We start from the raw sequence: 24,279 nt of genomic DNA, 5'->3' as shown, positions 1-24,279 counted from the left end.
TTAGCCATGAAATGGGGGATTTTGTCCCCCATTTTTTTTTCGCACATTCTTATCGTTGAATGTCAGACATTCATCCCCATATACTCAGTTAACGACTTGCTGAAACCCGTCTGACTCGTGTTTCACGAGATTTCCTTAACCTGGCGGAAGCTAAACTAAGAGAGAGCTCTATGAACCCTGAGCGTTCTGAACGCATAGAAATCCCCGTATTGCCTTTGCGCGATGTGGTGGTTTATCCGCACATGGTGATCCCGTTGTTTGTTGGCAGGGAAAAATCGATTCGGTGCCTCGAAGCTGCGATGGATCACGACAAAAAAATCATGCTGGTGGCGCAGAAAGAAGCTTCAACAGATGAGCCGGGCGTTAATGACCTCTTCTCCGTGGGTACGGTTGCCTCAATATTACAAATGCTGAAGCTCCCGGACGGAACGGTCAAAGTGCTGGTGGAAGGGTTACAACGTGCGCGTATTACGACACTTTCTGACAGTGGCGAGCATTTTGCTGCCCAGGCGGAATATCTTGAATCTCCGGCCGTGGATGAACGCGAGCAGGAAGTTCTGGTGCGTACTGCGATTAATCAGTTTGAAGGCTACATCAAGCTGAACAAAAAGATCCCGCCGGAAGTGCTGACTTCGCTGAACAGTATTGAAGATGCTGCACGTCTGGCTGACACCATCGCTGCGCATATGCCATTGAAACTCGCTGACAAACAATCCGTGCTGGAAATGTTTGATATCACCGAGCGTCTTGAATATCTGATGGCGATGATGGAATCGGAAATCGACCTGTTACAGGTTGAGAAACGCATCCGTAACCGTGTCAAAAAACAGATGGAAAAAAGCCAGCGCGAGTACTATCTGAATGAGCAAATGAAAGCGATTCAGAAAGAACTTGGCGAAATGGACGATACGCCTGACGAGCATGAGGCGCTGAAACGCAAAATCGAAGCGGCCAAAATGCCGAAAGATGCGCGTGAAAAAACCGAAGCTGAGTTGCAAAAGCTGAAAATGATGTCGCCAATGTCCGCCGAAGCTACGGTTGTCCGTGGATATATCGACTGGATGCTTCAGGTGCCATGGAATGCCCGCAGCAAAGTGAAAAAAGACCTGCTCAAAGCGCAGGAAGTTCTGGATACTGACCACTATGGTCTGGAGCGTGTCAAAGACCGCATTCTGGAATACCTCGCAGTACAGAGTCGTGTCAGCAAAATTAAAGGGCCAATCCTGTGTCTGGTCGGGCCTCCGGGTGTGGGTAAAACCTCACTGGGTCAGTCAATCGCACGTGCGACTGGCCGTCAGTATGTACGTATGGCGCTGGGTGGCGTACGTGATGAAGCGGAAATCCGCGGTCACCGTCGTACCTATATCGGTTCCATGCCAGGCAAACTGATCCAGAAAATGGCGAAAGTCGGGGTTAAAAACCCGCTGTTCCTGCTTGATGAAATCGACAAGATGTCATCGGACATGCGTGGTGATCCCGCTTCTGCTCTTCTGGAAGTGTTGGATCCGGAACAGAACGTGGCGTTTAACGATCACTATCTGGAAGTCGATTACGACCTGTCAGATGTGATGTTTGTGGCGACCTCGAACTCGATGAATATCCCGGCTCCGCTGCTTGACCGTATGGAAGTGATCCGTCTTTCGGGCTATACCGAAGATGAAAAACTGAACATCGCCAAACAGCATTTGCTGCCGAAGCAGCTTGAGCGTAACGCGCTTAAGAAGAACGAACTGACGGTAGATGACAGTGCAATTATCGGCATTATCCGTTTCTATACCCGTGAAGCGGGTGTGCGTAGTTTAGAACGTGAGTTGTCTAAACTTTGCCGAAAAGCAGTTAAACAATTGCTGATGGATAAAAACATCAAGCACATTGAAATCAACGGCGACAACCTGAAAGATTTCCTCGGCGTGCAGAAGGTCGATTATGGCCGTGCTGATACCGAAAACCGTGTGGGCCAGGTCACTGGTCTGGCGTGGACCGAAGTGGGCGGCGAATTGCTGACCATCGAAACGGCCTGCGTACCGGGCAAAGGTAAGCTGACTTACACCGGTTCTCTGGGTGAAGTGATGCAGGAATCCATTCAGGCCGCGCTGACCGTTGTGCGTTCACGTGCTGACAAACTGGGTATCAACCCTGACTTCTACGAAAAACGCGATATTCACGTTCACGTACCAGAAGGGGCAACGCCGAAAGATGGTCCGAGTGCCGGTATCGCAATGTGTACTGCGCTGGTGTCTTGTCTGACGGGTAACCCGGTTCGTGCGGATGTTGCGATGACAGGTGAAATCACTTTGCGTGGTCTGGTTCTGCCAATTGGCGGTCTGAAAGAAAAACTGCTCGCAGCCCATCGTGGTGGCATCAAAGTGGTTCTGATCCCGGATGACAACAAACGCGATCTGGAAGAAATTCCGGCAAACGTGCTGGCAGATCTTGAGATCCACCCGGTAAAACGCATTGATGATGTTCTGAACATCGCATTGCAAAATCCGGCTTACGGCGCATTGCCGGTGGCAGCAAAATAGTGACATCAGCTTACACAGTTGAATAAAACTCAGGCTGGCAGGTGAAATCTCACTTGCCAGCTTTTTTTTGTGCCGTTAACGTAGTCAACGGTCAAAGGGTTTCAGGCTGCTTTCAGTCGCTTGCATCGCTCTGACAAGATTGATATAACAGCAGCGCGGTCACGTCTGCAGGGAAAATGCGGCGTGATGAACGAAATTAAGAGGGGATGATAAGAGTGAATAAGTCACAATTGATCGACAAAATTGCTGCCGGTGCTGATATTTCTAAAGCCGCAGCGGGACGTGTTTTAGATGCTGTTCTTGCATCTGTCACTGACACCCTGAAAGCGGGGGATGAAGTAGCTCTGGTAGGCTTCGGTACTTTCTCCGTGCGTGAACGTTCAGCACGTACTGGTCGTAACCCACAGACCGGTAAAGAAATCAGCATTGCAGCAGCCAAAGTACCTGGCTTCCGTGCAGGTAAAGCGCTGAAAGATGCCGTTAACGGCTAATTATCTGCAAGCTGACGTTATAACCGTGTGAGGCGCATCACTGATGCTTTTTCATTCAGGTCTGGTTGTTAAACAATAACCTGACGTCATCGGGCTGGTAAGGTAAGATACAAGGCGCATCGAGAACGATGCGCTTTTTTTATTACAGCGGAGTGTTGCCTCACTATGATGGACAATTTACGCGCGGCTTCCAACAACGTCGTGCTCAAAATCATTCTGGCCCTGATTATTCTGTCCTTTATTTTGACAGGGGTGGGCAACTACCTGGTCGGCGGTTCAGGCGACTATGCAGCGAAAGTGAATGGTCAGGAAATCGGTCGGGCTCAGTTAGAGCAGGCTGTGCAGAACCAGCGTAACCGGTTGCAGCAGCAACTTGGCGATCAGTTCTCTGAACTGGCGGGCAGTGACGGTTACATGCAGCAACTGCGTCAGGAATCCCTGAGCAATCTGATTGACGTCACTTTGCTGGATCAGTATTCCAAAAAATTGGGTATTGCCGTCAGCGATCAGCAGATCAAAGACGCGATTTTTGCCACCCCACAATTCCAGACTGATGGCCGTTTTGATAACGCCAAATATCTGCAAAGTATCCAGAGCATGGGATACAGCGCGGATAATTTTGCGCAGTTGATGAAACAGCAGCTTATCAGTCAGCAGCTTGAGCAGGCTTACGGCCAGTCAGATTTCGTTTTGCCGGTAGAAAGCAAATCATTGGCTGCACTGCTTCTGCAGGTTCGTGAAGTACAAACCGCCACTCTGGATACCGATGCGCTGGCTGCTAAACAGCAGGTGACTGACGCAGAGTTACAGGCTTTCTACGACCAGAACAAAAACAGCTTTATTTCCCCTGAGCAGGTAAAAGTCAGCTACATCGAAATGGATGCCGCGGCCATGCAGGGCAAAACTGAAGTGACAGATGCTGATATCAGCGCCTATTACGATCAGCACAAAAGTGAGTTTGGTCAGCCTGAACGTCGCCGTTACAGCGTCATTGTCCTTAAATCACAGGCTGATGCCGACGCGGTTGCCGCCGAGCTGAAAAAAGGGACTGACTTTGCCGAACTGGCTAAGACTAAATCTACCGATGCTCTGAGCGCTAAACAGGGTGGTGATTTGGGCTGGATGGAACCTGAAACCACATTGCCAGAATTTAAGAACGCTAATCTGACGGCTAAAGGTCAGGTTTCCGGCGTGATTAAATCTGACAGCGGTTTCTTCATCCTGCGCCTTGATGACGTGACGCCTGAGCAGGTCAAACCGTTAGCGGCTGTCCGTAACGCGATCACTGACAAGCTTAAGCAGGAAAAATCACTGGATGCTTACTACGCGCTGCAACAGAAAGTCAGCGAAGCCGCAACTAATGACAATGAATCTCTGACTTCAGCCGAAGAAGTTGCAGGAACTAAAGCGGTGCATACCGACTGGTTTACCCAAAACCAAATTCCTGCTGGCATCAACTTCAAACCTGTCGTACAGGCGATCTTTGATGGCGGTCTGATTGGTCAGGACGGTTCTCCGGGCAGTAACTCCGATATCATTACTGTCGATGGCGATCGCGCCTTTGTGGTTCGTGTAGAAGCGCATAAAGCGGAAGGCGTGAAACCTTTTGCTGAAGTGAAAGATCAGGTGACGACGCTGGTTAAACGCCAGAAAGCACAAGATCAGGCACGGATGGATGGCGAAAAACTTCTGACCGCTCTGAAAGACGGCAAAGGCGATGACGCGATGAAAGCGGCAGGTCTGAGCTTCGGTGCTGTGCAGAAAGTCCAGCGCAGTCAGCAGCCTTCTGCGTTTGAATCTAACGTCTACGCGTTGCCACATCCTCAGAAAGACCAGCCAGTTTATGGTCTGACTCAGGACAATAAAGGCAACAGCGTGCTGGTTAAACTGAATACTGTGACGCCGGGTGTCGTTCCTGAAGCGGATATCGCGCGTTTCAATCAGGAGATGCAACAAACCTCCTCGAACGTAACCTTTGATGCCTTGCTGACTAATCTGCGTCAGGAAGCGAAAATCAAATACGGTTCAGCTGCACAAAACCAGTAAACGCCGCAAAGTTTTGCAACGCGTTGCAACAAACAAAGGCCGCTTTCGCGGCCTTTTCCATATTTGAAACTTGCCCGTTGTTCGATTTTCCTGCCTGATGCACTCTCTCCGTGCTGTCAAACACATGGAGGATACAGCATGAAAAAATTAGGCATTACATCACTTTCGTTGGCTCTGGCACTGGGGCTTTCTACTCTGCCCGTTATGTTACACGCGGCACCCAATGCCACCAGCCCTGTGGCGACTACCACGGCAGCGCCGGTAACGGCTGCAGGTAAAGTCTCAGGCCCGCAAGTGAAAAAGGAGCAGGTTGCGGTTACAGATGAAAGTACTGTCAGTATCAACACTGCGACAGCAGAGGAATTTGCCAAGGTGATGAACGGGGTAGGGATGAAGAAAGCGCAGGCCATCATCAGCTATCGCGAAGAACTTGGGCAGTTTACCGATGTGGAACAACTGCGCGAAGTACCGGGAATTGGTGCTGCATTATTTGAACGTAACAAGGACCGTCTGAAATTGTGACGGATGTCGCGGCGGTAAACCCTCAACGGTTGCCGCCGTTTTCTTCTGCTAATCTCTAAAGACATCTGACCAGTTTGGTTGTATGCCTAAGACGACTATCAGGAGTTTTTTAACCACTATGCATACCTTTATCAAAGTTCGCGGCTTTCATATCGACGTCTATCAGCACGTCAACAATGCGCGCTATCTTGAATTCCTCGAAACTGCCCGCTGGGAATGGCTCGATAATCAGTCGGGTTTCCAGTGGATGAGCGAAAATAAAATCGCGTTTATCGTGGTAAATATCAACATCAATTATCGCAAACCCGCAGTGCTTGGCGATGTGTTGCGCATTGACAGCAGCATGCAGCAATTAAACGGACGCAGCGGTGTGCTGGAACAGGTTGTGACCTGTGAGGGCGAAGTGGTTGCCGATGCGACGCTGACGTTTGTCTGTATCGACTTGCGTACGCAAAAGGCGTTGCCGCTGGAAGGTGAGTTGCTGGAGCGATTACGTGAACTGGAGCTGGAAAACGACTGATTCGGCTAAGTACTTATAAACATGCTGATTAATAGAAAACGGGTGGTCTGATGGCCACCCGCTTTGCTTCTGACGTCTGCTTAATCAGCGCAGACCGGTTTTCTGCTTCAGGCTGTTCATTACGCCCGTTTTATCCTGCTGAAATTGCTGCAAACCGTTGGCGCGCAAATGACAGGCCGCACATTCGCCACAGCCATCACCGGCAATGCCGTTATAACAGGTCAGCGTTTTATGGCGGACCAGATCCAGTTGCTGATAATAATCAGCCAGCGCCCAGGTTTCGGCTTTATTCAGCCACATCAGCGGCGTTTCAAAACGAACATCGCGTGCCAGACCGAGCGAAACGGCCGTGTTCAGCGCCTTCACGAACTCATCACGGCAATCCGGATAACCGGAGAAATCTGTTTCACAAACCCCGGTGATCACCGCTTCAGCCTGGATCTGATAAGCGTAAATTGCTGCCAGTGTCAGGAATAAAATATTACGACCTGGAACGAAAGTGCTTGGCAGGCCGCCGTTATTTTCATCCCCAAAGTTAGGCACCGGAATGTTATCGCGGGTCAGGCTGCTGACGGCCAGTTCATTTAACAAGCCAACATCCAGCACCTTATGCGCACGGGCGCCAAGTTCCACTGATAATTTCTGTGCGATTTCAATTTCAGCACGATGGCGCTGACCATAATCGAACGTGACGCAGTGGACTTCGTCATATTGCTTCAGAGCCTGAATCAGACAGGTTGTTGAATCTTGTCCGCCGCTAAAAACTACCACTGCTCTTTTCATTCTGATTACCTGTTGTTGAAACCATTATCTGAATTCACTGCCCGCCGGACAGTAAAACTGCCCTAATGTTACTTTTCTTTAGTGCCAGAGTGTAGTGAAACAGCTCCTTCACGCATTTTCATCCTGCAGGGGCGGCGGAACCCAGGCCTGACTAAAATCGAACCAGCCCCAGGCCGTAAGCTGAACTCCGCTGATACGCGGTGGCGCACTGACCTGATATTGATAATTAAACAAGGGTGTCACGATGCCTGATTTCATCCATTTAAAGAAATGATCGCGAAGCTCATCCGAACGACGGTTTTCCTGCGGGATTTGCTGAATCACTTCCAGGCGCTGTTGCTGACACGCATAATCTTCATCGCGCAGGATCCCCGGCCAGAGCGGGTCTTGCTGTAGCCAGTTTTCAAGCGATGCTTCGGGCGATTCACCAATCAGGCGGTCCCCGAGCAGAAGATCGGCTGAGCGGAGCAACGCATCGTCCTCCCAGAGCCTGCCAGCATGGTAACCAATCTCAAGCCGACAACCTTCTTCCGCCAGCCGTTCTTTTAGCGCCTGTGCTACCAGCTCAAATTCAACCGGCGGATGAAACAGCAATGTCAGTTTTTCCGGCAGCAGAACATCCGCATCATCATGCAAAGGAATTGGCCAGCCCGGCAGCATTTCTTTGCTGGATTTCACCAGGTCATGATCGATAGGCAAATTATTTAACATGCCGCTGCGCTGGATCAGACTAACAATTTTCCGCGCCTGCGCCTCATTTAACACACCGCGCCGGAGATTGGCGGCGATATAGCAAAACCCCAGGCTGGTGCTGCGCCTTACCGGTTTTACCCGCGATAATTCTTCTTGCTCGCCAAGAATGATCCTGACCGGATGCTGACAGCTGACATTGTTCTTCTGAGCAAACAGTTGTGGCGTGATCCAAAACTCAATCGCCGCCAGATAAGGATGTTGCAGCGTATACAACGTGTGTTGCTCCAGCCGGACCAGCTCAGGGGAAAACGTGGTCAGGCGGAAAGGTCCGGCACCAATGTGCGGATCTTCAGGGTGCGAAAGCAGGCAATTGAGATCGGCAAAACGATGTGCCAGCCAGTAATCGGGTTTATCGAGATCAAATTGCAGACATAGCGCGTGAGGCTGCGACAGTCGGGTGACGGACGCCAGATTGTGTTTGCCGCGTGACGAATTTTTTAGCTGCTGGAACCGGGCCATCAGTTGCGCTGTTTTAAGCGGCTCGCCGTTATGCCAGAACAACTGACTGCGCAGAAAAAACTGCCAGGTTTTGCCATTGTTACTGACCTGCCAGTGATGTGCCAGATCAGGCTGTGGCGCAGAGTTTCCCGGAATATAACGCGTCAGACCCGCATGAATGGTGTGGGCGAGATGCTGCTCCGCCCGCCCGGTCAGGGTCAGAGGATCCAAAGGCTGGAGAGGGCGGTAATAAGGTATGCGTAATGTGGGGGCGTCTTCCTGCCATTGTCCGCCGAGATGCGGTGCCAGCAGGGCATTGAGGTGTGTGGGATCCAGCTGGCTTAATTGCAGTGCCGCAGAATGTTCACCGTTAATCAGTAATTCCTGTAAATAGGTGCCGCGCAGATCTTCGGGTGTTCTCAGGCAGCAGAGCGAGGCGCGTTTACCGCGGCCAGCCTGTGATTTCCATTCAATCCAGCCCGCATCTTGAAAATGAGTAAGTAAAGTTCGCGTATGGCGTTCGCTACAGCAAAAAATGTCTGCCAGTTCTGCCACAGTAAGCTGAACCGGAAACGATCCGGTTTTGAGATGCAGACGCTGGAATTGATTAAGGCGGTTTTGCAGGCGCATGATAAATACGGAACCTTATTTTTCAGGTTAACTTGTTTGTTCAGCATATCGTTTGTTCAGGATATCCCACGCACGGCGCGCTGGCTTGCCGCGAAGAAAGAAAGTGTGAGCTAAAACCGGAACAGTATTCATAAACTGTTCACTATTAGTTCCGCAAATCCGGGTACATACTTTGAAAGTGAAAATTATTCCCGCTCAGAGAGGAAACATGTACCGTTTAGCTGCATTTGATATGGATGGCACGCTGCTTTTACCCGATCACACCCTGGGCGAAAAAACACTGGCAACGCTGCGTCAGCTGGCTGAAAAACCGGTAAAACTGACGTTTGCGACCGGTCGTCATTATCTTGAAATGAAAGATATTCTGGCAAATATCGGGCTGGACGGTTTCCTGATCACTGGTAACGGCACGCGTATTCATGACTTAGCCGGCCACCGGTTACACGCAAGCGATTTGTCCGAAGATTGTGCGCATGAGCTTCTGCACACGCAATGGGATACTCCGGCCAGTCTGCACGTGTTCCGCGATGAAGGCTGGTTTACGTCGCTCGATGATCCTGACTTACTGATCCCGCACCAGTTCAGCGGTTTCCGTTACCAGTTGCAGGATCTGCGTTTATTGCCGGATTCGGGTAACAGTAAAGTGTGTTTCTGCGCGCCTCACGAAACCCTGCTGGCGCTGGTTCCTCAGCTGAAAGCGCACTTCGGACCGCGCTTAGATTTGTGTTTCTCAGCGGCAGATTGTCTGGATGTGCAGCCTGCGGGCAGCAATAAAGGCAGCGCCCTGGCACTTCTGACGGCGGGACTGGGGATTGAAATGTCTGAATGCATGGCCTTTGGCGATGCTATGAACGACAAAGAAATGCTGGAAGGCGTCGGGATGGGGCTGATAATGGGCAACGCATTACCGGTGCTGAAAGAGCAATCTCCTCACTTACAAATCATCGGGCATTGCCGCAATCAGGCGGTGTCTCACTTTTTGCAACACTGGCTGCACACTCCACACCTCACCTATTCCCCCGAATAAAAGGTATTGCAGCAAGCCGGGCCATTCTGTCCCGGCTTTTTTCCTCTTCATCTTTCAAACTCTAGCTGTGTTAGCCGCATTCTTTCACCCGAATCACTTACTCATGTAAGCTCATCGGGATTCACAAACTTGCCGCCTGCCTGCAACTCGAATTATTTTGGAAAAAGATTAGTTAAGTCCTTCCAGTTGTGCAGCGTAAACGGAAATATCCCCGATATTCTTTGCCACCCAGTTGTCGTCAAAATAGGTATTCAGATAGCGTTCGCCGCTGTCGCAAAGCAGCGTGACGATCGAACCGGTTTCACCTTTCTCATGCATTTGTTTTGCCAGCTGCAAAGCGCCCCACATATTGGTGCCCGTTGAGCCACCGACTTTTCGTCCCAGCACCTTTTCTAACCAGCGGACGGTCGCCACGCTTGCGGCATCGGGCACCTGCATCATGTTGTCGATGACGTCCGGGATAAATGACGGTTCGGCGCGCGGGCGGCCAATGCCCTCAATGCGGCTGCTGCATTGCGCAGTGACGCTGGCGTCACGTTGCTGATAATAATCGTAAAATACCGAGTTTTCAGGATCTACCACCACCAGTTCGGTGTCGTGCCCCTGATAACGGATATAGCGTCCGAGCGTCGCAGAGGTTCCACCGGTACCGGCGCTCATCACCAGATAACGCGGCACCGGATGCGGCTCGCGGGACATCTGACGGAAAATACTGTCGGCAATATTGTTGTTCCCGCGCCAGTCAGTCGCGCGTTCCGCGTAGGTGAACTGATCCATATAATGACCGTTCAGTTCTCTGGCGAGTTGCTCGGAAGCCGCATAAATCTGGCTGGAATTTTCGACGAAATGACAGCGGCCGCCGTAAAACTCAATTTGCTGAATCTTGCGCGGAGCCGTACAGGAAGGCATCACGGCAATAAAAGGCAGACCGAGCAGTCGGGCGAAGTAGGCTTCGGAAATGGCGGTGCTGCCCGAAGAAGCTTCAATGATGGGCGTATTTTCGCGGATCCAGCCGTTGCAAAGACCATATAAAAACAGTGAGCGTGCCAGGCGATGTTTCAGGCTGCCGGAAGGGTGGGTGCTCTCATCCTTCAGATACATCGAAATTCCGGGTAAGTCATTCAGTGTGAGACGAATTAAGTGTGTGTCGGCTGAACGTTGAAAATCGGCGTCGATTTCTTTAATGGCGTGAGTGACCCAGGAATTACGCATGTTGCAGACTCATAAAAGTGTTCGGATGGGATAAGAATAACGTAATCACCAGAGAAATAAGTTACTCTTTGGCCCACGGTTTGTCGTATTTGTAGAAGTATTTTCTCCCGGAGTGCCTTATGGTAGATAAAATTGACCTCAAGCTTTTATCCCTGCTGCAAAAAGATTGCACCCTTTCCCTGAACGAACTGGCGGATGCCGTTAATCTCACTTCCACTCCTTGCTGGAAACGAATCAGGCGCCTTGAAGATGACGGGATTATTCGCGGCAAAGTGGCGTTGCTGGATGGCGATAAGCTGGGACTGAGCCTGACGGCATTTGTGCTGATCAAAACTCAGCATCACAACAGCGAATGGTATCAGCGGTTTGTACAACAGGTTGAAGCATTTCCGGAAGTACTGGGCTTCTACCGGATGGCCGGAGAATATGATTATTTATTGCAGGTGCAGGTTTACGATATGAAAAGCTACGATAACTTTTACAAGCGACTTGTGAACGGCATTCCGGGACTGAACGATGTGACCTCAAGTTTTGCGATGGAGCGCATAAAATCGACCACCGTATTGCCCATTTAATGCAAAAGTTGCAGTAAAAAGTTTCATCAGAAACGCATGTTAACTCTGGTATCCTTGTCAGCCTGAAGAGCAAACGGGTATTTGTGATATCTGTTAACTCAATAAAATCATTATTATTTGTATGGAAAACTCTGCGTGAGACTGTTTGCACAATTAGGCTGGTATTTCCGTCGCGAATGGCGCCGGTATCTGGGTGCCGTTGCCTTGCTGATCATTATTGCTGTCCTGCAATTACTGCCGCCAAAACTGGTGGGCATAATCATTGATGGCGTAACGTCAAAACAAATGTCTTACAACGTGCTTTTCGCATGGCTGGGTCTGATGCTCGGCACAGCGATAGTCGTGTACCTGCTGCGCTATGTCTGGCGCGTACTGTTATTCGGTGCGTCCTATAAGTTGGCCGTCGAGTTACGCCAGGATTTCTTCCGCCAGCTTAGTCGTCAGCATCCGGCTTTTTATTTGCGTCATCGCACCGGCGATTTGATTGCCCGTGCCACCAACGACGTCGACCGCGTGGTGTTTGCCGCAGGCGAGGGCGTTTTGACACTGGTGGATTCACTGGTTATGGGACTTGCCGTGCTGATTGTCATGGCAACCCAGATCAGCTGGGAACTGACGCTGCTTTCGCTGGTGCCGATGCCGGTGATGGCGATCATCATCAAGCGTTACGGCGACCAGTTGCATTCCCGCTTTAAAACCGCACAGGCGGCATTTTCCTCTCTTAACGATCAGGCCCAGGAAAGCCTGACCAGCATCCGCATGATCAAAGCTTTTGGTCTGGAAAACCATCAGTCATCACAATTTGCTGATGTTGCCGCGGATACCGGTGCTAAAAACCTGCGCGTAGCCCGGGTCGATGCACGTTTTGATCCGACGATTTACGTCTCCATCGGCATGGCAAATCTTCTGGCCATTGGCGGCGGCAGCTGGATGGTGGTCAACGGGCATCTGACACTCGGTGAACTGACCAGTTTTGTGATGTATCTGGGGCTGATGATCTGGCCGATGCTGGCGCTGGCGTGGATGTTCAATATCGTAGAGCGTGGCAGTGCCGCCTACAGCCGTATCCGCAGCCTGTTACAGGAAGCGCCAGCGGTGGCCGATGGCGCAACGCCTTTACCGGCGGGTCGCGCAGTACTTGAAGCGCAGATCAACAATTTCCATTATCCCGAACACCAACACGCTGCCTTAACGTCTGTGGCGTTTTCCCTGAAACCGGGGCAAATGCTCGGTTTATGTGGCCCGACGGGTTCTGGAAAAAGTACCTTGCTGGCACTGCTTCAGCGCCAGTTCGATGTGACTGAAGGCGATGTGCGTTACCACGGTCTATCACTCAAAGAGATCCGGCTTGATGACTGGCGCGCGCGGCTTGCGGTAGTCAGCCAGACGCCTTTCCTGTTTTCAGATACCGTCGCGCAGAACATTGCCCTCGGCCGGCCGGATGCCACGCAGGAAGACATTGAGGAAGCGGCACGGCTTGCCAGCGTTCACGATGACATTCTGCGTTTGCCTCAGGGATATGAAACAGAAGTCGGTGAACGTGGCGTTATGCTTTCGGGCGGCCAGAAACAACGTATTTCAATTGCCAGAGCGCTGTTGCTGAAAGCTGAAATCCTGATCCTGGATGATGCGCTATCTGCCGTCGATGGCCGCACGGAACATCAAATCCTGCAAAATCTGCGTCAGTGGGGCAGTGACAGAACGGTGATTATCAGCGCTCACCGGCTTTCTGCGCTGACCGAAGCCAGTGAGATTCTGGTTTTCAGTCACGGAAGCATTTCACAGCGCGGCGATCATGACGAACTGGCTGCGAAGCCGGGCTGGTATCGCGATATGTTCCGCTATCAGCAGCTTGAAGCTGCGCTGGATGATGTGCCGGAAAAGGAGGCTGAATAACATGGCGGAACAAAAAGTCAGTAAAATCCAAAAGCTTTGGCCTACGCTCAAACGTCTGCTGGGATATGGTAAACCCTACAGTAAGCCGCTGTCTTACGCTGTACTGATGTTGTGGATTGCTGCCGCAGCGGAAGTTACCGGCCCGATTCTGATCAGCTTTTTTATCGACCATTATGTGGCGAAGGGTGAAATGCCCTGGGGGAAAGTCAGTTTACTGGCGCTGAGTTTCATCTTCCTGCAATTTCTGGCTGCAAGCCTGCACTATTTTCAGGCACTTCTGTTTAACCGTGCTGCGGTTGGCGTGGTTCAGCGTCTGCGCACCGACGTCATGGATGCGGCATTGCGTCAGCCTTTGAGCGCCTTTGATACCCAGCCGGTCGGGCAACTGATTTCGCGTGTGACCAATGATACTGAAGTGATCCGTGACCTTTATGTCACTGTCGTATCGACGGTTTTGCGCAGCATTGCGCTGATTGGCGCAATGCTGGTGGCGATGTTCAGCCTTGACTGGCGACTTGCCTCGGTGGCTATCTGCATCTTCCCGGCTGTGTTTGTGGTGATGGGGCTGTACCAAATTTACAGTACGCCGGTCGTTCGTAAAGTGCGTGCTTATCTGGCGGACATAAATGATGGCTTCAACGAAGTCATTAATGGTATGAACGTCATTCAGCAATTCCGTCAGCAAAAACGGTTTGGTGAACGATTGTCCCGCGCCAGTCAGTCACATTATATGGCCCGCATGCAGACGCTCAGGCTGGAAGGATTTTTGCTGCGACCATTACTCAGCTTATTTTCATCCCTGATTTTATGCGGCTTGTTAATCTTGTTCGGTTTCAGTGCCGAAGGCTCGATTGGCGTGGGGGTTTTGTATGCTTTCATCAACTACCTCGGGCGTCTAAACGAACCTCTGATTGAGCTGACGTCGCAGCAATCCATTCTCCAGCAGGCTGTAGTCGCAGGTGAACGTATCTTTGATTTGATGGACCGGACTCAGCAGCAGTACGGACCGGACGATAAGTTGCTGACCAGCGGCGAGATTGATATTCGCGACGTCAGTTTTGCCTACCGTCCGGACAAATGGGTGCTGGAGAATATTACCCTGCATGTCCCTTCACGTGGATTTGTGGCGCTGGTCGGGCACACAGGCAGTGGCAAAAGTACGCTGGCGAATCTCCTGATGGGCTATTATCCGCTGAATAAAGGTGAGATCCGCGTCGACGGGCGTAACCTTGCTGATCTCTCGCATTCCAGTCTGCGAAAGGGAATTGCTATGGTTCAGCAGGATCCGGTGGTGCTGGCGGAATCGGTATTCTCTAACGTGACTTTAGGTCGCGATATTGATGAAGCTCAGGTCTGGCACGCACTGGATATTGTGCAGCTTTCTCCGCTGGTACGGGGAATGCCGGAAGGGTTGAATACGCGTCTGGGAGAACAGGGTAATAATCTCTCTGTCGGACAGAAGCAATTACTGGCGATGGCGCGCGTTTTGGTGCAGGCACCAGAAATTCTGATCCTTGACGAGGCAACGGCCAATATCGACTCAGGAACCGAGCAGGCAATTCAGCGTGCTTTACGTGCCATTCGTCAGCAAACAACTCTGGTTGTAATTGCACACCGGCTGTCGACGATTGTGGATGCAGATAATATTTTGGTATTGCACCGCGGGCAAGCCGTTGAGCAGGGCAACCACTTACAGCTGCTGGCAGAAAAAGGCCGGTATTATCAGATGTATCAGTTGCAACTTGCCGGGCAAGAACTGGCGTCAGCTGAGCAGGGAATTCCTTCCACAGAAAACGCATAAACTGTCAGCTGGCGTAACGCGTTCGCTACGCCAGCATTCTCTCCTCAACGTCTTATCCTCCCGCCATCCCATCCCGCGCACCGTATTCATGCAGGCAAAATACCTGCGGTTTACACATTGCACTATAAAGCAGCGATGAGCACTTAAATGGTGCGTACTCAGCAGTGTGCTGTGTGGCGAAACAACTGTGCGCCCGGTCACGATTATTCTGAAAATGCCGGTTTGCGCGGGAATTGCAGGAATCTTTCATCAGTTTCAACTCTGGCACACCCTTTGCTTTATCCCTTGCGTATCGGGCGCGAATCCTCTCGCGGTAAGCCCTTAATTCGAGGAGTGGCACAATGAAGCTGGTTACTGTGGTGATCAAACCTTTTAAGCTGGAAGACGTGCGTGAAGCGCTGTCTGCTGTTGGAATTCAGGGGCTGACCGTAACGGAAGTTAAAGGTTTTGGCCGTCAGAAAGGTCATGCCGAACTTTACCGTGGCGCGGAATACAGTGTGAACTTCCTTCCAAAAGTAAAAATCGACATTGCTATCGCTGACGATCAGCTCGATGAAGTGATCGACGTGATCAGCAAAGCGGCCTACACCGGCAAGATCGGTGATGGCAAAATTTTCGTTGCTGAATTGCAACGTGTTATCCGTATTCGTACTGGTGAAACCGACGAAGCAGCACTGTAATTTCCGGTTTTTATCTCTCATGCCAACCGGTTTGAGATAAATCAGATTAGAAAAAACAGTTTTGAGAAACAGGGGTGGGTTAATAATGAAAAAACTTTTATCCATGATGGGGCTGGGCGCAGTGGCATTATTGCCTTCGCTTGCCATGGCCGCGGCACCAGCCGCCGCCAACGGCGCTGATAACGCCTTTATGATGATTTGTACTGCGCTGGTATTGTTTATGACCGTACCTGGCGTAGCGTTGTTCTACGGCGGTTTACTGCGTTCCAAAAACGTTTTATCCATGCTGACTCAGGTTATTGTGACCTTCGCATTGGTCTGCGTTTTGTGGATCCTTTACGGTTACAGTCTGGCATTCAGCGAAGGTAACGCCTTCTTCGGTGGTTTCGGCAACGTAATGATGAAAGGCATTGGCCTGGATTCTGTTACCGGCACCTTCTCTCAGATGATCCATGTGGCATTCCAGTGTTCATTCGCCTGCATCACCGTGGCACTGATCGTCGGTGGTATCGCTGAACGTGTGCGTTTCTCTGCGGTGCTGATTTTCACCGTGATCTGGCTGACCTTCTCCTACATTCCAATGGCACACATGGTATGGGCGGGCGGTTTCCTGGCTGCTGATGGCGCGCTGGACTTCGCTGGTGGTACCGTTGTTCACATCAACGCCGCTATCGCGGGTCTGGTCGGTGCTTATCTGCTGGGCAAACGTGCCGGTTTCGGTAAAGAAGCGTTCAAACCTCACAACCTGCCAATGGTGTTCACTGGCGCTGCAATCCTGTATGTCGGCTGGTTCGGCTTTAACGCCGGCTCTGCAAGTGCAGCAAGTTCCATTGCCGCGCTGGCGTTCCTGAATACTGTGATTGCAACGGCTGGCGCAATCCTGTCCTGGACTCTGGTTGAGTGGATGGTTCGCGGCAAGCCTTCTCTGCTGGGCGCAAGCTCCGGCGCTATCGCAGGTCTGGTTGCCATCACTCCGGCGTGTGGTACGGTCGGCGTGGGCGGTGCGTTGATCATCGGTCTGGTCGGCGGTGTGACTGGCCTGTGGGGTGTCGTTACCCTGAAAAAATGGCTTCGCGTTGATGATACCTGTGACGTGTTCGGTGTTCACGGCGTCTGCGGTATCGTAGGTTGCCTGCTGACCGGCGTATTCACTTCCAGCTCTCTGGGCGGCGTGGGTTATGCAGAAGGCGTGACCATGGGCCATCAGGTTTGGGTTCAGTTCTTCAGCGTTTGCGTCACACTGGTGTGGTCTGGTGTTGTGGCCTTCATCGGTTACAAAGTGGCTGACATGATTGTAGGCCTGCGTGTTCCTGAAGAGCAGGAACGTGAAGGTCTGGATGTGAACAGCCACGGCGAAAACGCCTATAACCAGTAATGGCTCAGTAACAGGATTTCAGAGAAAGTAGTGCGCTAACTCTCTCATTAAGCAGTACAAAACAATAAAATAATGATGATATGCAAAAGGGGCGATAACGATATCGCCCCTTTTTAATGCACAGTTTTTGCCAACCGCGATCGGATAATGTTTATTCAGGCGTCCGCTGGCGGATCACGCCTTCCTGTACCGTAGAGGCAACCAGAACGCCATCACGGGTATAAAATTGTCCGCGTACAAAACCACGAGCGCCCGACGCAGATGTGCTTTCAACGGCGTATAGCAGCCAGTCATCCATACGGAAAGGGCGGTGGAACCACATCGAATGGTCGATGGTGGCGACCTGCATTCCTGGCTCAAGGAACCCGATACCATGCGGTTGCAGTGCAGTCGGCAGGAAATTGAAGTCCGAGGCATAACCCAGCAGATACTGATGGATGCGCAAATCATCTGGCATTTCTCCGTTAGCCCTGAACCAGACCGCGCGGTGAGGTTCTTCTACACTTCCCTTCAACGGGTTATGGAATTTCACCGGACGCATTTCAATCGGCTTGTGACCAATGAATTTTTCGCGGAATTTTTCAGGGATCAGATGCGCCAGATTTTTGGCAATATCTGATTCTGAAACCAGCGTTTCTGGTGCCGGGACATCAGGCATGGTGTTCTGATGTTCGAAGCCGGTTTCCTGGCTCTGGAACGACGCGGTCATATAAAAAATCGGTTTGCCATGCTGAACGGCTTTTACGCGTCGTGCGCTAAAACTGTTGCCGTCCCGCAGAATTTCCACGTCATAAATGATGGGTTTGCTGCTGTCACCGGGACGCAGAAAGTAGCTATGAAAAGAGTGAATACCGCGGTCGACAGGTACGGTTTGTTTGGCCGCGTACAACGCCTGACCGACAACCTGACCACCAAAGACCTGACGCAAACCCAGATCTTCACTTTGACCACGAAACAGTCCTTCTTCGATTTTTTCCAGATCTAACAGATCCAGCAGATTTTTTAATGCCTGACTCATAGTGGCCTCATGAAAGTTACCGGTGATATTGACCTAAGTTGTTCGGGATACCGCAGGCAGGAATGTTCTGAAATACACCTTCGCTGACAGGTCTAACCTGTTAATCATAGTGGATCTTTTGAAACCTCAGAAGTCTTGTTTTATCCTCGGGGCGGCGAACTCTGGTTTTTTGTGCCATGATTAATGGGTAAGCTGGTTTAAGTCACTAAGTTCATCGTCGGCGTTGGTTACGTTTGTTACAACTTGTCGACAATCGAATAATAAAAGGGAGAAGGATCAATGAAACTTTGGCAGATAGTAGGTGGAACCGCGCTGTCTCTGACTCTTGCCGGATGCGCACAGCATCACGAGGCTCCAGCGCAGCAACCTCCAGTGAATACCGCGGCCAGCCCGGCCACTGCACCTGCGATCACCGGCCCGAACGTATCGGGTAGCGTGTTCATTAATCAGCGTGTGGCCTTGCCGCCAGATGCGGTTCTGACCGTGACCTTGTCTGATGCTTCGGTTGCTGATGCGCCGTCGCGTGTCATCTCGCAGAAAGTCGCGAGAACCCAGGGCAAACAGTCACCGTTTACCTTTATCCTGCCGTATAACCCACAGGAAATTGCGCCTAATGCGCGTGTTCTGTTAAGTGCGGCGGTGACCATTAATGGTCAGGTAACCTTTGTTACTGACAGCATCAAAGAAGTCATCAATAACGGTCAGGGCACGCGTGCCGACCTGCAACTTGTTCCGGTCGTAGCCGTCCCTGTGGCGACTAAACCGAATGCTCTGGCGCCAATGACTAACCCGTCAAATTCGGGGCTGGGCACGGCACCGGCACCGGTAAGTGCAGTTCCGACACAGTCAGCAACGTACTAATTCGTTACTCACTTATTTATTCGTGACTCGTGATGATTCAGGCACCGCTCCGGCGGTGCTTTTTTATTTGCGTAATGATGTGCGCAGAACTACCACTTCCAGCCATACTTTTCTAAATCAACTTTACCTTTCGTAAAGATTATCCCTTCGGCCAGAAGCGCCTGACGCTGACGTTTAAAGTCCTCACCCTGCAGGGAAATTTCACCGTGGCGATTAATCACCCGATGCCAGGGAAGCGTGCTGCCTTCGGGTAACTTTTTGAGCACACCGCCCACCTGACGTGCCGCCCGCGGAGAACCAGCCAGCTGAGCGACGTTGCCATAAGTCGTGACCTGACCCGGGGGAATGGCAGCGATTATCTGGAATACGCGCTGGCGAAAGCTGTCGGGCTCTGACATGACATCCTCCTCAGTGTTTGGCGAACAGTATGACGCAAAAAATGTCCTTCTGTCCGTCCAGATTCAGGCGTATTGTTTAAGAAAACAACGGTTGTCGGCGGTTAACTTGCTTTTGCCTCGGGCATCACAGATAATGCCCACCGCTTCGATTCTCTCAGGAGAAATGAAGCCGACAACGTCAATGGGGGCCCTGTTGGTTCTCCCGCAACGCTAACTTGTTAACTCGGTCAGGTCCGGAAGGAAGCAGCCATAGCAGGTGTCGTGTGTGCCGGGATGTAGCTGGCAGGGCCTCCACCAATTTCAGGCCTTCCCGTTTTATCAATCCCCTTATTTTTCCGATTCATAACTCCCTCTTAGCCAAACTGCGCCCATAAAAAAGGGCACGTTATCCGCGCCCTGGTTTGCTGACTGTTTACTGGTTTTTTTTAGTGATGAACCAGCGTCGCAAAGTAATACACCAGCGGGATGGCGAGTATATACAGTCCCAAAGGCACTTCGCGCACCTTACCGGCCACCACTTTAATGATGATGTAAAACAGCAGGCCACCGGCAATCCCGGTACCGAAGCTGTTGGAAATCAGGGTAATCATCGCCATCATCAGCACCGGCAGCGCATCAGTGAAGTTAGCCAAATCGACCTTGCGCAGATTACTGAACATGTTCAGGCCAATCAGGATCAGCGCAGGTGCGGTCGCTTCTTTCGGGATCATCAGCGCAACAGGTGTGAACAATAGCATCAGCAGGAACATCACTGCGGCAGACAGCGCCGTCAGGCCTGTTTTCCCCCCCGCTTCTGCAGCAGCAGACGATTCTATCAGCGCGGTTGCGGCTGGGATCCCTACAATCGGGCCGAGCGCTGCGGCAACAGAGTCCACCATGAATGGCCGGTTGATGTGTTTCATATTGCCATGTTCATCAAGCAACCCGGCTTCCCCGCCTACCGCCAGCGTCGTACCCATCGTTGAGAAGAATTCTGATGCAAAGAAGATGAACAGGAAAGGCAGGAAAGCGATATTAATCGCGCCGATCAAATCGACTTTGCCAAAAAGCGGAGCCACTGAGTGGGGCAGGGAAATCCATTGTTCAGGCAGATGCGTCACACCAAACGGAATACCGGCCACGGTCGCCAGTAAAATAGCCCAGAGGATTGCTCCAGGTACTTTGCGCGCCTGCAATCCCACGGCAAGCAGCAAACCGAGCAGCGCAATCAGCGCACCCGGCGCGGTGAAATCGCCTAACGCCAGTGCATGTGTCCTGGCATTAGCCATCACCAGTCCGGCGTTACGAAAACCGAGCAGGGCAACGAAAATACCAATCGATGCCGTCAGACCGAGTTTGATGGACTGCGGCACAGAACGTGTGACGACTTCCCGCAGACCAAAAACTGTCATCACGAAGAATAAAATACCCGACCAGCAGGCTATCCCTAATGCGATGGGCCAGCTGATGCCGTCACCGGCCAGCGTGACACCGACCAGCACGGAACCGCCGATGCCGGGGCCGACCATAAACGGCAGATTAGCGTAGAACGCCATTAATAATGAGCCCAGCACAAATACCAGGATCACGCCGGTTGTCGCCGCGCCTTTGTCCATCCCGCTCACCGCCAGCAAACCGGGGATCACCACCAGCAAATAAGCAGCGGCGAGGAATCCGGTGATCCCTGCCAGACATTCGGTTTTCACCCGGGTCTGGCGCTGATGTAAATGAAAGCGTCGCTGCAACCAGCTTTGCTGCGTTGAGGTTGCTACGTTTTTCACAGAACTTTCAGACATGCTTAAATTCCCCTGACAATAATTTTTATAATGTTGTGTTTGCTATCATTTCTGCTCCGGCGTGGCACCGGGCATTTCAGAATTATTCCGGCCAGATTTCCAGAACCGGGTCGACGATTTCACGCAGTCCGCCGTCAGTGAGGCCTAAGTCAGTCAGATGCGGCCCGGCATTACACGCCAGACACGTGCCCTCGATGGCTTTGAAAACGCGATAAGGGGGTTCCCAGTCGGCTATCTGTGCGCTGAGTTCACGCAGATTTTTAAATTGTTCAGCCAGTTGTTCCGCAGGCAATTCAGAGAGCATTCCGGCAATGGGCATATCTACTTTTGCCAGCAATGTGCCATTCTGGCTGAGTGCCATTCCGCCGCCGCTGGAGATGAGCTGATTCGCCGCCACAACCATATCTGCGGGGGAACGTCCCAGTACCACCAGATTATGTGAATCGTGCGAGTAGGAGGTGGCAATCGCTCCGCGCAGTTCTCCCCAGCCTTCCAGTAATGCCATTTTTGGGGTGGCGTCATGCCGCCCGTGGCGGTGCTGCACCCAAATCAGGCTGAAGCCTTCCGGGAGTTGTACCATGCCGTCTTTGACGTCAACGGTCACTTCACTCCACTGTGTAAAGCGTGCGCCTTTAATATTACGCAGGCGGGCTTTGCCGTTTGTCAGCCCCGGAACTTTCATGCAGAAGTCGTCTGCAATGAGGGCACTGAGCCGCATTGTGTCACGAGGAGGTGTCACACCACTGGCCGCCGCCGGTGTGAAGAGAAGTTTGCTCTCTTTTGCCACACACTTCCCTGCCACGTATACGGCGTGCGGATGCAGATTCTCCAGTGAATCAAACGCGATGATATCTGCCGTACGGCCTGGCGCTATCAGCCCTAAATCTGAACGTTGCATGCGTATAGCGGCGTTGAAAGTCGCCATGCGCAATACATCTTCTGCACGTAACCCGTGTGAAATTAGGAACTTGACTAACGCAATCAGCCCGCCTTTTTCCAGCAGATGATCGGGCGGAACATCATCAGTACACAGCGTAATCTGTGAGGAAAGATGTGGCAGCGCCTGCAACGCAGCAGCGATATCCGGCAGAAGATAAGGATGGGAGCCGCGGATTTGCAGCGTCAGACCGGCGCGCAGTTTTTCCAGTGCATCTTGCGCAGAAGTCAGTTCGTGATCAGAGGTGACGCCAGCCGCCAGATAGGCTTGCAACTGTTCATCTTTCAGCCCGCGGGCATGGCCTTCGATCAGTTTGCCGCTGTTTAAACCGGCCTCGAGAATTTCCAGCATCCGCCCGCTGCCATTAATCACGCCGTGCATATCCATGACTTCGGCAACCCCGGCGACTTCCGGCCAGCTCAGCATGGTTTGCATTTCCTGACCGTGAAAGTCAGCGCCGGACATTTCTAAACCGGGAGTGGAAGGGACGCTGGAAGGGGCTGCGCAAATCACGCGCAGAGGTAAATTACGGCTCGACTCAACGGCATATTGCACCCCGGCGACGCCCAGTACATTCGCCAGCTCGTGCGGATCCCAGAACACGGTGGTCGTTCCCTGAGCAACGACAATCCCGGCGTATTTTTCCGGAGAAAGGTGAGAGCTTTCGATATGCACATGGGTGTCGATAAGTCCCGGCGAAAGATAGCGACCGGTTAAGTCATCGACATTTTCTGCCTGAGAGAATTTTCCACGCGGATGGACGCTGGCAATCATATTGCCGGTGATCCCGACATCGGCTTCGCGAATCTCTCCCGTCACCATATCGATAACGTTTGCGTTGATAAGCAGACGATCAAAAGGAATTTTCCCTAACGCAGCCTGAACCGCGCGCTGGCGCAGGGGTAACGGAGCAATGTTTTCGGTCATGTCAGTATCCGGATTTACAAAGTGATTGGGCTAATGTAGGGAGAGGGAATGCCTTTGCACAGATGAATTATTTTATCCGTTTATAAGATGCGGTTATGCTGAGCAAACGTTTTCTATTTTTAGCGGGATCCCTGACCATCATGTCTGAACCCTGGCGCCGGTTGCCTGCGCTCTCCCTCAAGCAAATTCAATACTTTGTAACGCTGGCGCAGTTACGCAGTTTCACCGACACGGCGAACCGTCTGGCGATCAGTCAGCCAGCTTTAAGCAGCGCACTGCGGCAAATTGAATCAGTACTGGGGGGGAAATTATTAAACCGCACCGCTCAGGGAGTCAGCCTGACCGAACAGGGCGAAGCTGTTTTACCTTATGCAGAAAGGCTACTGAATACAGCGCATAGTGCCTTCGATGATATGCAACAAATCATGCGGCAGGGGGGTGATGGAACGTTACGTATCGGATTGGTCCCTTCAGTCAGTACGTTGTTATTCCCGGCTGTTCCGCAGTTATTATCGGAATATTTCCCTGATATGCGTGTGGAATTTCATGACCTGACAAACGATGCATTATTACTGGAACTGGAGAACGGATCTGTGGATTTTGGTATCGGTGCGACCGACAGCACGGTGCCGGATTCTGTAGCAATATATCCGCTGCTGGAAGATCCTTTCGTGGCAGTTATCCGGCGTGATGATCCGTTATCAGAAGGGCATAATATCCCCTGGAAACAACTGGCTAAAAGGGATATTGCTTTGTTTTCAAAAGGAAATGTCAGCAGGCTGGTGAGTTCATTAATTGAAAGTCACAGGCTGAATTTGCGGGTGAGTTATCGCGTGGATTTTCAGGAGACGTTATATGGTTTAGTTCGTTCGCGTCTGGCTCTGGCGATATTGCCAGAATTATATACAGCAACACTTAATGATGATGAATTAACAGTGGTTCATCTGCAGCAACCCACATTAAGTCGTACAGTGGCGATGATGCGTAAGCCAACGCCTCTGCGCTCGCCTGTAACAGAACAATGTTTCCAGTTTCTTTTACAAACATTCCACCGGCAGATCAAAGAGAAAGCAGAAAGAAATATCTGAA

At 51.5% G+C, this 24,279-nt stretch carries 20 protein-coding genes and 1 other RNA gene; 14 read left to right on the top strand and 7 right to left on the bottom strand.

The window, feature by feature from the left end:
* The first annotated feature begins 170 nt into the window (after positions 1-170).
* The 5 genes from lon (at position 171) to ACM615_RS09940 (ending at position 6,104) form a co-directional block, all read left to right on the top strand.
* Entirely contained in the window at positions 171-2,525 is a 2,355-nt protein-coding gene (gene lon / locus ACM615_RS09960) for an endopeptidase La (RefSeq protein ID WP_015698322.1), read from the top strand.
* A 215-nt stretch (positions 2,526-2,740) separates the two neighbouring features.
* Positions 2,741-3,016, top strand: coding sequence for a nucleoid-associated protein HU-beta (gene hupB, locus ACM615_RS09955; RefSeq protein WP_013576637.1), 276 nt, complete (start codon positions 2,741-2,743; stop codon positions 3,014-3,016).
* A gap of 165 nt (positions 3,017-3,181) precedes the next feature.
* Positions 3,182-5,062 (top strand): peptidylprolyl isomerase, encoded by a 1,881-nt coding sequence (gene ppiD, locus ACM615_RS09950; protein WP_132965055.1) that lies wholly within the window; start codon positions 3,182-3,184, stop codon positions 5,060-5,062.
* A 138-nt stretch (positions 5,063-5,200) separates the two neighbouring features.
* Positions 5,201-5,584 (top strand): ComEA family DNA-binding protein, encoded by a 384-nt coding sequence (locus tag ACM615_RS09945; protein ID WP_113876142.1) that lies wholly within the window; start codon positions 5,201-5,203, stop codon positions 5,582-5,584.
* 118 nt (positions 5,585-5,702) lie between these two features.
* On the top strand, positions 5,703-6,104 hold the full coding sequence (locus ACM615_RS09940) for a YbgC/FadM family acyl-CoA thioesterase (RefSeq protein WP_112287511.1): 402 nt from the start codon (positions 5,703-5,705) through the stop codon (positions 6,102-6,104).
* 84 nt (positions 6,105-6,188) lie between these two features.
* Here the strand turns inward: ACM615_RS09940 and queC are convergent, their stop codons facing one another.
* Together queC and ACM615_RS09930 are read right to left on the bottom strand one after the other, a co-directional pair.
* Positions 6,189-6,887 (bottom strand): 7-cyano-7-deazaguanine synthase QueC, encoded by a 699-nt coding sequence (gene queC / locus ACM615_RS09935; protein WP_112287512.1) that lies wholly within the window; start codon positions 6,885-6,887, stop codon positions 6,189-6,191.
* Positions 6,888-6,995: 108 nt separating this feature from the next.
* Positions 6,996-8,708 (bottom strand): SgrR family transcriptional regulator, encoded by a 1,713-nt coding sequence (locus ACM615_RS09930; RefSeq protein ID WP_159281238.1) that lies wholly within the window; start codon positions 8,706-8,708, stop codon positions 6,996-6,998.
* A gap of 208 nt (positions 8,709-8,916) precedes the next feature.
* Here ACM615_RS09930 and cof point away from each other — a divergent pair, with 208 nt between their 5' ends.
* Entirely contained in the window at positions 8,917-9,735 is an 819-nt protein-coding gene (gene cof, locus ACM615_RS09925; RefSeq protein WP_113876140.1) for an HMP-PP phosphatase, read from the top strand.
* Between the two features lie 168 nt (positions 9,736-9,903).
* On the opposite strand, the gene ACM615_RS09920 is transcribed toward cof, so the two are convergent.
* On the bottom strand, positions 9,904-10,947 hold the full coding sequence (locus ACM615_RS09920) for a PLP-dependent cysteine synthase family protein (RefSeq protein WP_112287515.1): 1,044 nt from the start codon (positions 10,945-10,947) through the stop codon (positions 9,904-9,906).
* Between the two features lie 119 nt (positions 10,948-11,066).
* Here ACM615_RS09920 and ACM615_RS09915 point away from each other — a divergent pair, with 119 nt between their 5' ends.
* The 5 genes from ACM615_RS09915 (at position 11,067) to amtB (ending at position 17,274) form a co-directional block, all read left to right on the top strand.
* The gene (locus tag ACM615_RS09915) at positions 11,067-11,522 is read left to right on the top strand and encodes an Lrp/AsnC family transcriptional regulator (RefSeq protein WP_431011823.1); all 456 of its coding nucleotides are present in this window, start codon (positions 11,067-11,069) and stop codon (positions 11,520-11,522) included.
* 135 nt (positions 11,523-11,657) lie between these two features.
* Positions 11,658-13,418, top strand: coding sequence for a SmdA family multidrug ABC transporter permease/ATP-binding protein (locus ACM615_RS09910; RefSeq protein WP_120160786.1), 1,761 nt, complete (start codon positions 11,658-11,660; stop codon positions 13,416-13,418).
* A 1-nt stretch (position 13,419) separates the two neighbouring features.
* Entirely contained in the window at positions 13,420-15,219 is a 1,800-nt protein-coding gene (locus ACM615_RS09905; RefSeq protein ID WP_113876137.1) for a SmdB family multidrug efflux ABC transporter permease/ATP-binding protein, read from the top strand.
* A gap of 341 nt (positions 15,220-15,560) precedes the next feature.
* Entirely contained in the window at positions 15,561-15,899 is a 339-nt protein-coding gene (glnK, locus tag ACM615_RS09900; RefSeq protein ID WP_009639071.1) for a P-II family nitrogen regulator, read from the top strand.
* Positions 15,900-15,984: 85 nt separating this feature from the next.
* Positions 15,985-17,274 (top strand): ammonium transporter AmtB, encoded by a 1,290-nt coding sequence (gene amtB / locus ACM615_RS09895; protein WP_095924964.1) that lies wholly within the window; start codon positions 15,985-15,987, stop codon positions 17,272-17,274.
* A 151-nt stretch (positions 17,275-17,425) separates the two neighbouring features.
* On the opposite strand, the gene tesB is transcribed toward amtB, so the two are convergent.
* A complete protein-coding gene (tesB, locus tag ACM615_RS09890; RefSeq protein WP_113876136.1) occupies positions 17,426-18,292 on the bottom strand; it encodes an acyl-CoA thioesterase II in 867 nt (288 codons plus the stop codon).
* Between the two features lie 279 nt (positions 18,293-18,571).
* Between tesB and ACM615_RS09885 the strand changes: the two genes are divergently transcribed.
* The gene (locus tag ACM615_RS09885; RefSeq protein WP_112287520.1) at positions 18,572-19,153 is read left to right on the top strand and encodes a YbaY family lipoprotein; all 582 of its coding nucleotides are present in this window, start codon (positions 18,572-18,574) and stop codon (positions 19,151-19,153) included.
* Positions 19,154-19,242: 89 nt separating this feature from the next.
* Here the strand turns inward: ACM615_RS09885 and ACM615_RS09880 are convergent, their stop codons facing one another.
* Positions 19,243-19,551 (bottom strand): MGMT family protein, encoded by a 309-nt coding sequence (locus tag ACM615_RS09880; protein WP_132965061.1) that lies wholly within the window; start codon positions 19,549-19,551, stop codon positions 19,243-19,245.
* A gap of 191 nt (positions 19,552-19,742) precedes the next feature.
* Between ACM615_RS09880 and ffs the strand changes: the two genes are divergently transcribed.
* An RNA gene (gene ffs / locus ACM615_RS09875) (signal recognition particle sRNA small type) lies at positions 19,743-19,839 on the top strand.
* A 137-nt stretch (positions 19,840-19,976) separates the two neighbouring features.
* Here ffs and ACM615_RS09870 read toward each other — a convergent pair.
* On the bottom strand, positions 19,977-21,326 hold the full coding sequence (locus ACM615_RS09870; protein WP_431011822.1) for an NCS2 family permease: 1,350 nt from the start codon (positions 21,324-21,326) through the stop codon (positions 19,977-19,979).
* Between the two features lie 82 nt (positions 21,327-21,408).
* Entirely contained in the window at positions 21,409-23,190 is a 1,782-nt protein-coding gene (locus ACM615_RS09865) for an adenine deaminase (protein ID WP_431011821.1), read from the bottom strand.
* A gap of 137 nt (positions 23,191-23,327) precedes the next feature.
* Here ACM615_RS09865 and ACM615_RS09860 point away from each other — a divergent pair, with 137 nt between their 5' ends.
* Positions 23,328-24,278, top strand: a complete 951-nt coding sequence (locus ACM615_RS09860) for a LysR family transcriptional regulator (protein ID WP_207914752.1) — start codon at positions 23,328-23,330, stop codon at positions 24,276-24,278.
* Position 24,279 lies beyond the last annotated feature (1 nt).

The organism is Rahnella sp. PAMC25617 (genome assembly GCF_050606005.1).
Classification (GTDB): domain Bacteria; phylum Pseudomonadota; class Gammaproteobacteria; order Enterobacterales; family Enterobacteriaceae; genus Rahnella; species Rahnella variigena.
The sequence above is the reverse complement of the archived record's forward strand: the minus strand, read 5'-3'. Positions and strand labels throughout refer to the sequence as shown.

What these genes read in the sequence shown, in the direction of transcription:
- ACM615_RS09880 (WP_132965061.1), bottom strand. Translation starts at nt 19,551, where the DNA reads ATGTCAGAGCCCGACAGCTTTCGCCAGCGCGTATTCCAGATAATCGCT.
- queC (WP_112287512.1), bottom strand. Translation starts at nt 6,887, where the DNA reads ATGAAAAGAGCAGTGGTAGTTTTTAGCGGCGGACAAGATTCAACAACC.
- lon (WP_015698322.1), top strand. Translation starts at nt 171, where the DNA reads ATGAACCCTGAGCGTTCTGAACGCATAGAAATCCCCGTATTGCCTTTG.
- ACM615_RS09940 (WP_112287511.1), top strand. Translation starts at nt 5,703, where the DNA reads ATGCATACCTTTATCAAAGTTCGCGGCTTTCATATCGACGTCTATCAG.
- cof (WP_113876140.1), top strand. Translation starts at nt 8,917, where the DNA reads ATGTACCGTTTAGCTGCATTTGATATGGATGGCACGCTGCTTTTACCC.
- ppiD (WP_132965055.1), top strand. Translation starts at nt 3,182, where the DNA reads ATGATGGACAATTTACGCGCGGCTTCCAACAACGTCGTGCTCAAAATC.
- ACM615_RS09930 (WP_159281238.1), bottom strand. Translation starts at nt 8,708, where the DNA reads ATGCGCCTGCAAAACCGCCTTAATCAATTCCAGCGTCTGCATCTCAAA.
- ACM615_RS09885 (WP_112287520.1), top strand. Translation starts at nt 18,572, where the DNA reads ATGAAACTTTGGCAGATAGTAGGTGGAACCGCGCTGTCTCTGACTCTT.
- amtB (WP_095924964.1), top strand. Translation starts at nt 15,985, where the DNA reads ATGAAAAAACTTTTATCCATGATGGGGCTGGGCGCAGTGGCATTATTG.
- ACM615_RS09870 (WP_431011822.1), bottom strand. Translation starts at nt 21,326, where the DNA reads ATGTCTGAAAGTTCTGTGAAAAACGTAGCAACCTCAACGCAGCAAAGC.
- tesB (WP_113876136.1), bottom strand. Translation starts at nt 18,292, where the DNA reads ATGAGTCAGGCATTAAAAAATCTGCTGGATCTGTTAGATCTGGAAAAA.
- ACM615_RS09905 (WP_113876137.1), top strand. Translation starts at nt 13,420, where the DNA reads ATGGCGGAACAAAAAGTCAGTAAAATCCAAAAGCTTTGGCCTACGCTC.
- glnK (WP_009639071.1), top strand. Translation starts at nt 15,561, where the DNA reads ATGAAGCTGGTTACTGTGGTGATCAAACCTTTTAAGCTGGAAGACGTG.
- ACM615_RS09920 (WP_112287515.1), bottom strand. Translation starts at nt 10,947, where the DNA reads ATGCGTAATTCCTGGGTCACTCACGCCATTAAAGAAATCGACGCCGAT.
- ACM615_RS09865 (WP_431011821.1), bottom strand. Translation starts at nt 23,190, where the DNA reads ATGACCGAAAACATTGCTCCGTTACCCCTGCGCCAGCGCGCGGTTCAG.
- ACM615_RS09945 (WP_113876142.1), top strand. Translation starts at nt 5,201, where the DNA reads ATGAAAAAATTAGGCATTACATCACTTTCGTTGGCTCTGGCACTGGGG.
- ACM615_RS09915 (WP_431011823.1), top strand. Translation starts at nt 11,067, where the DNA reads ATGGTAGATAAAATTGACCTCAAGCTTTTATCCCTGCTGCAAAAAGAT.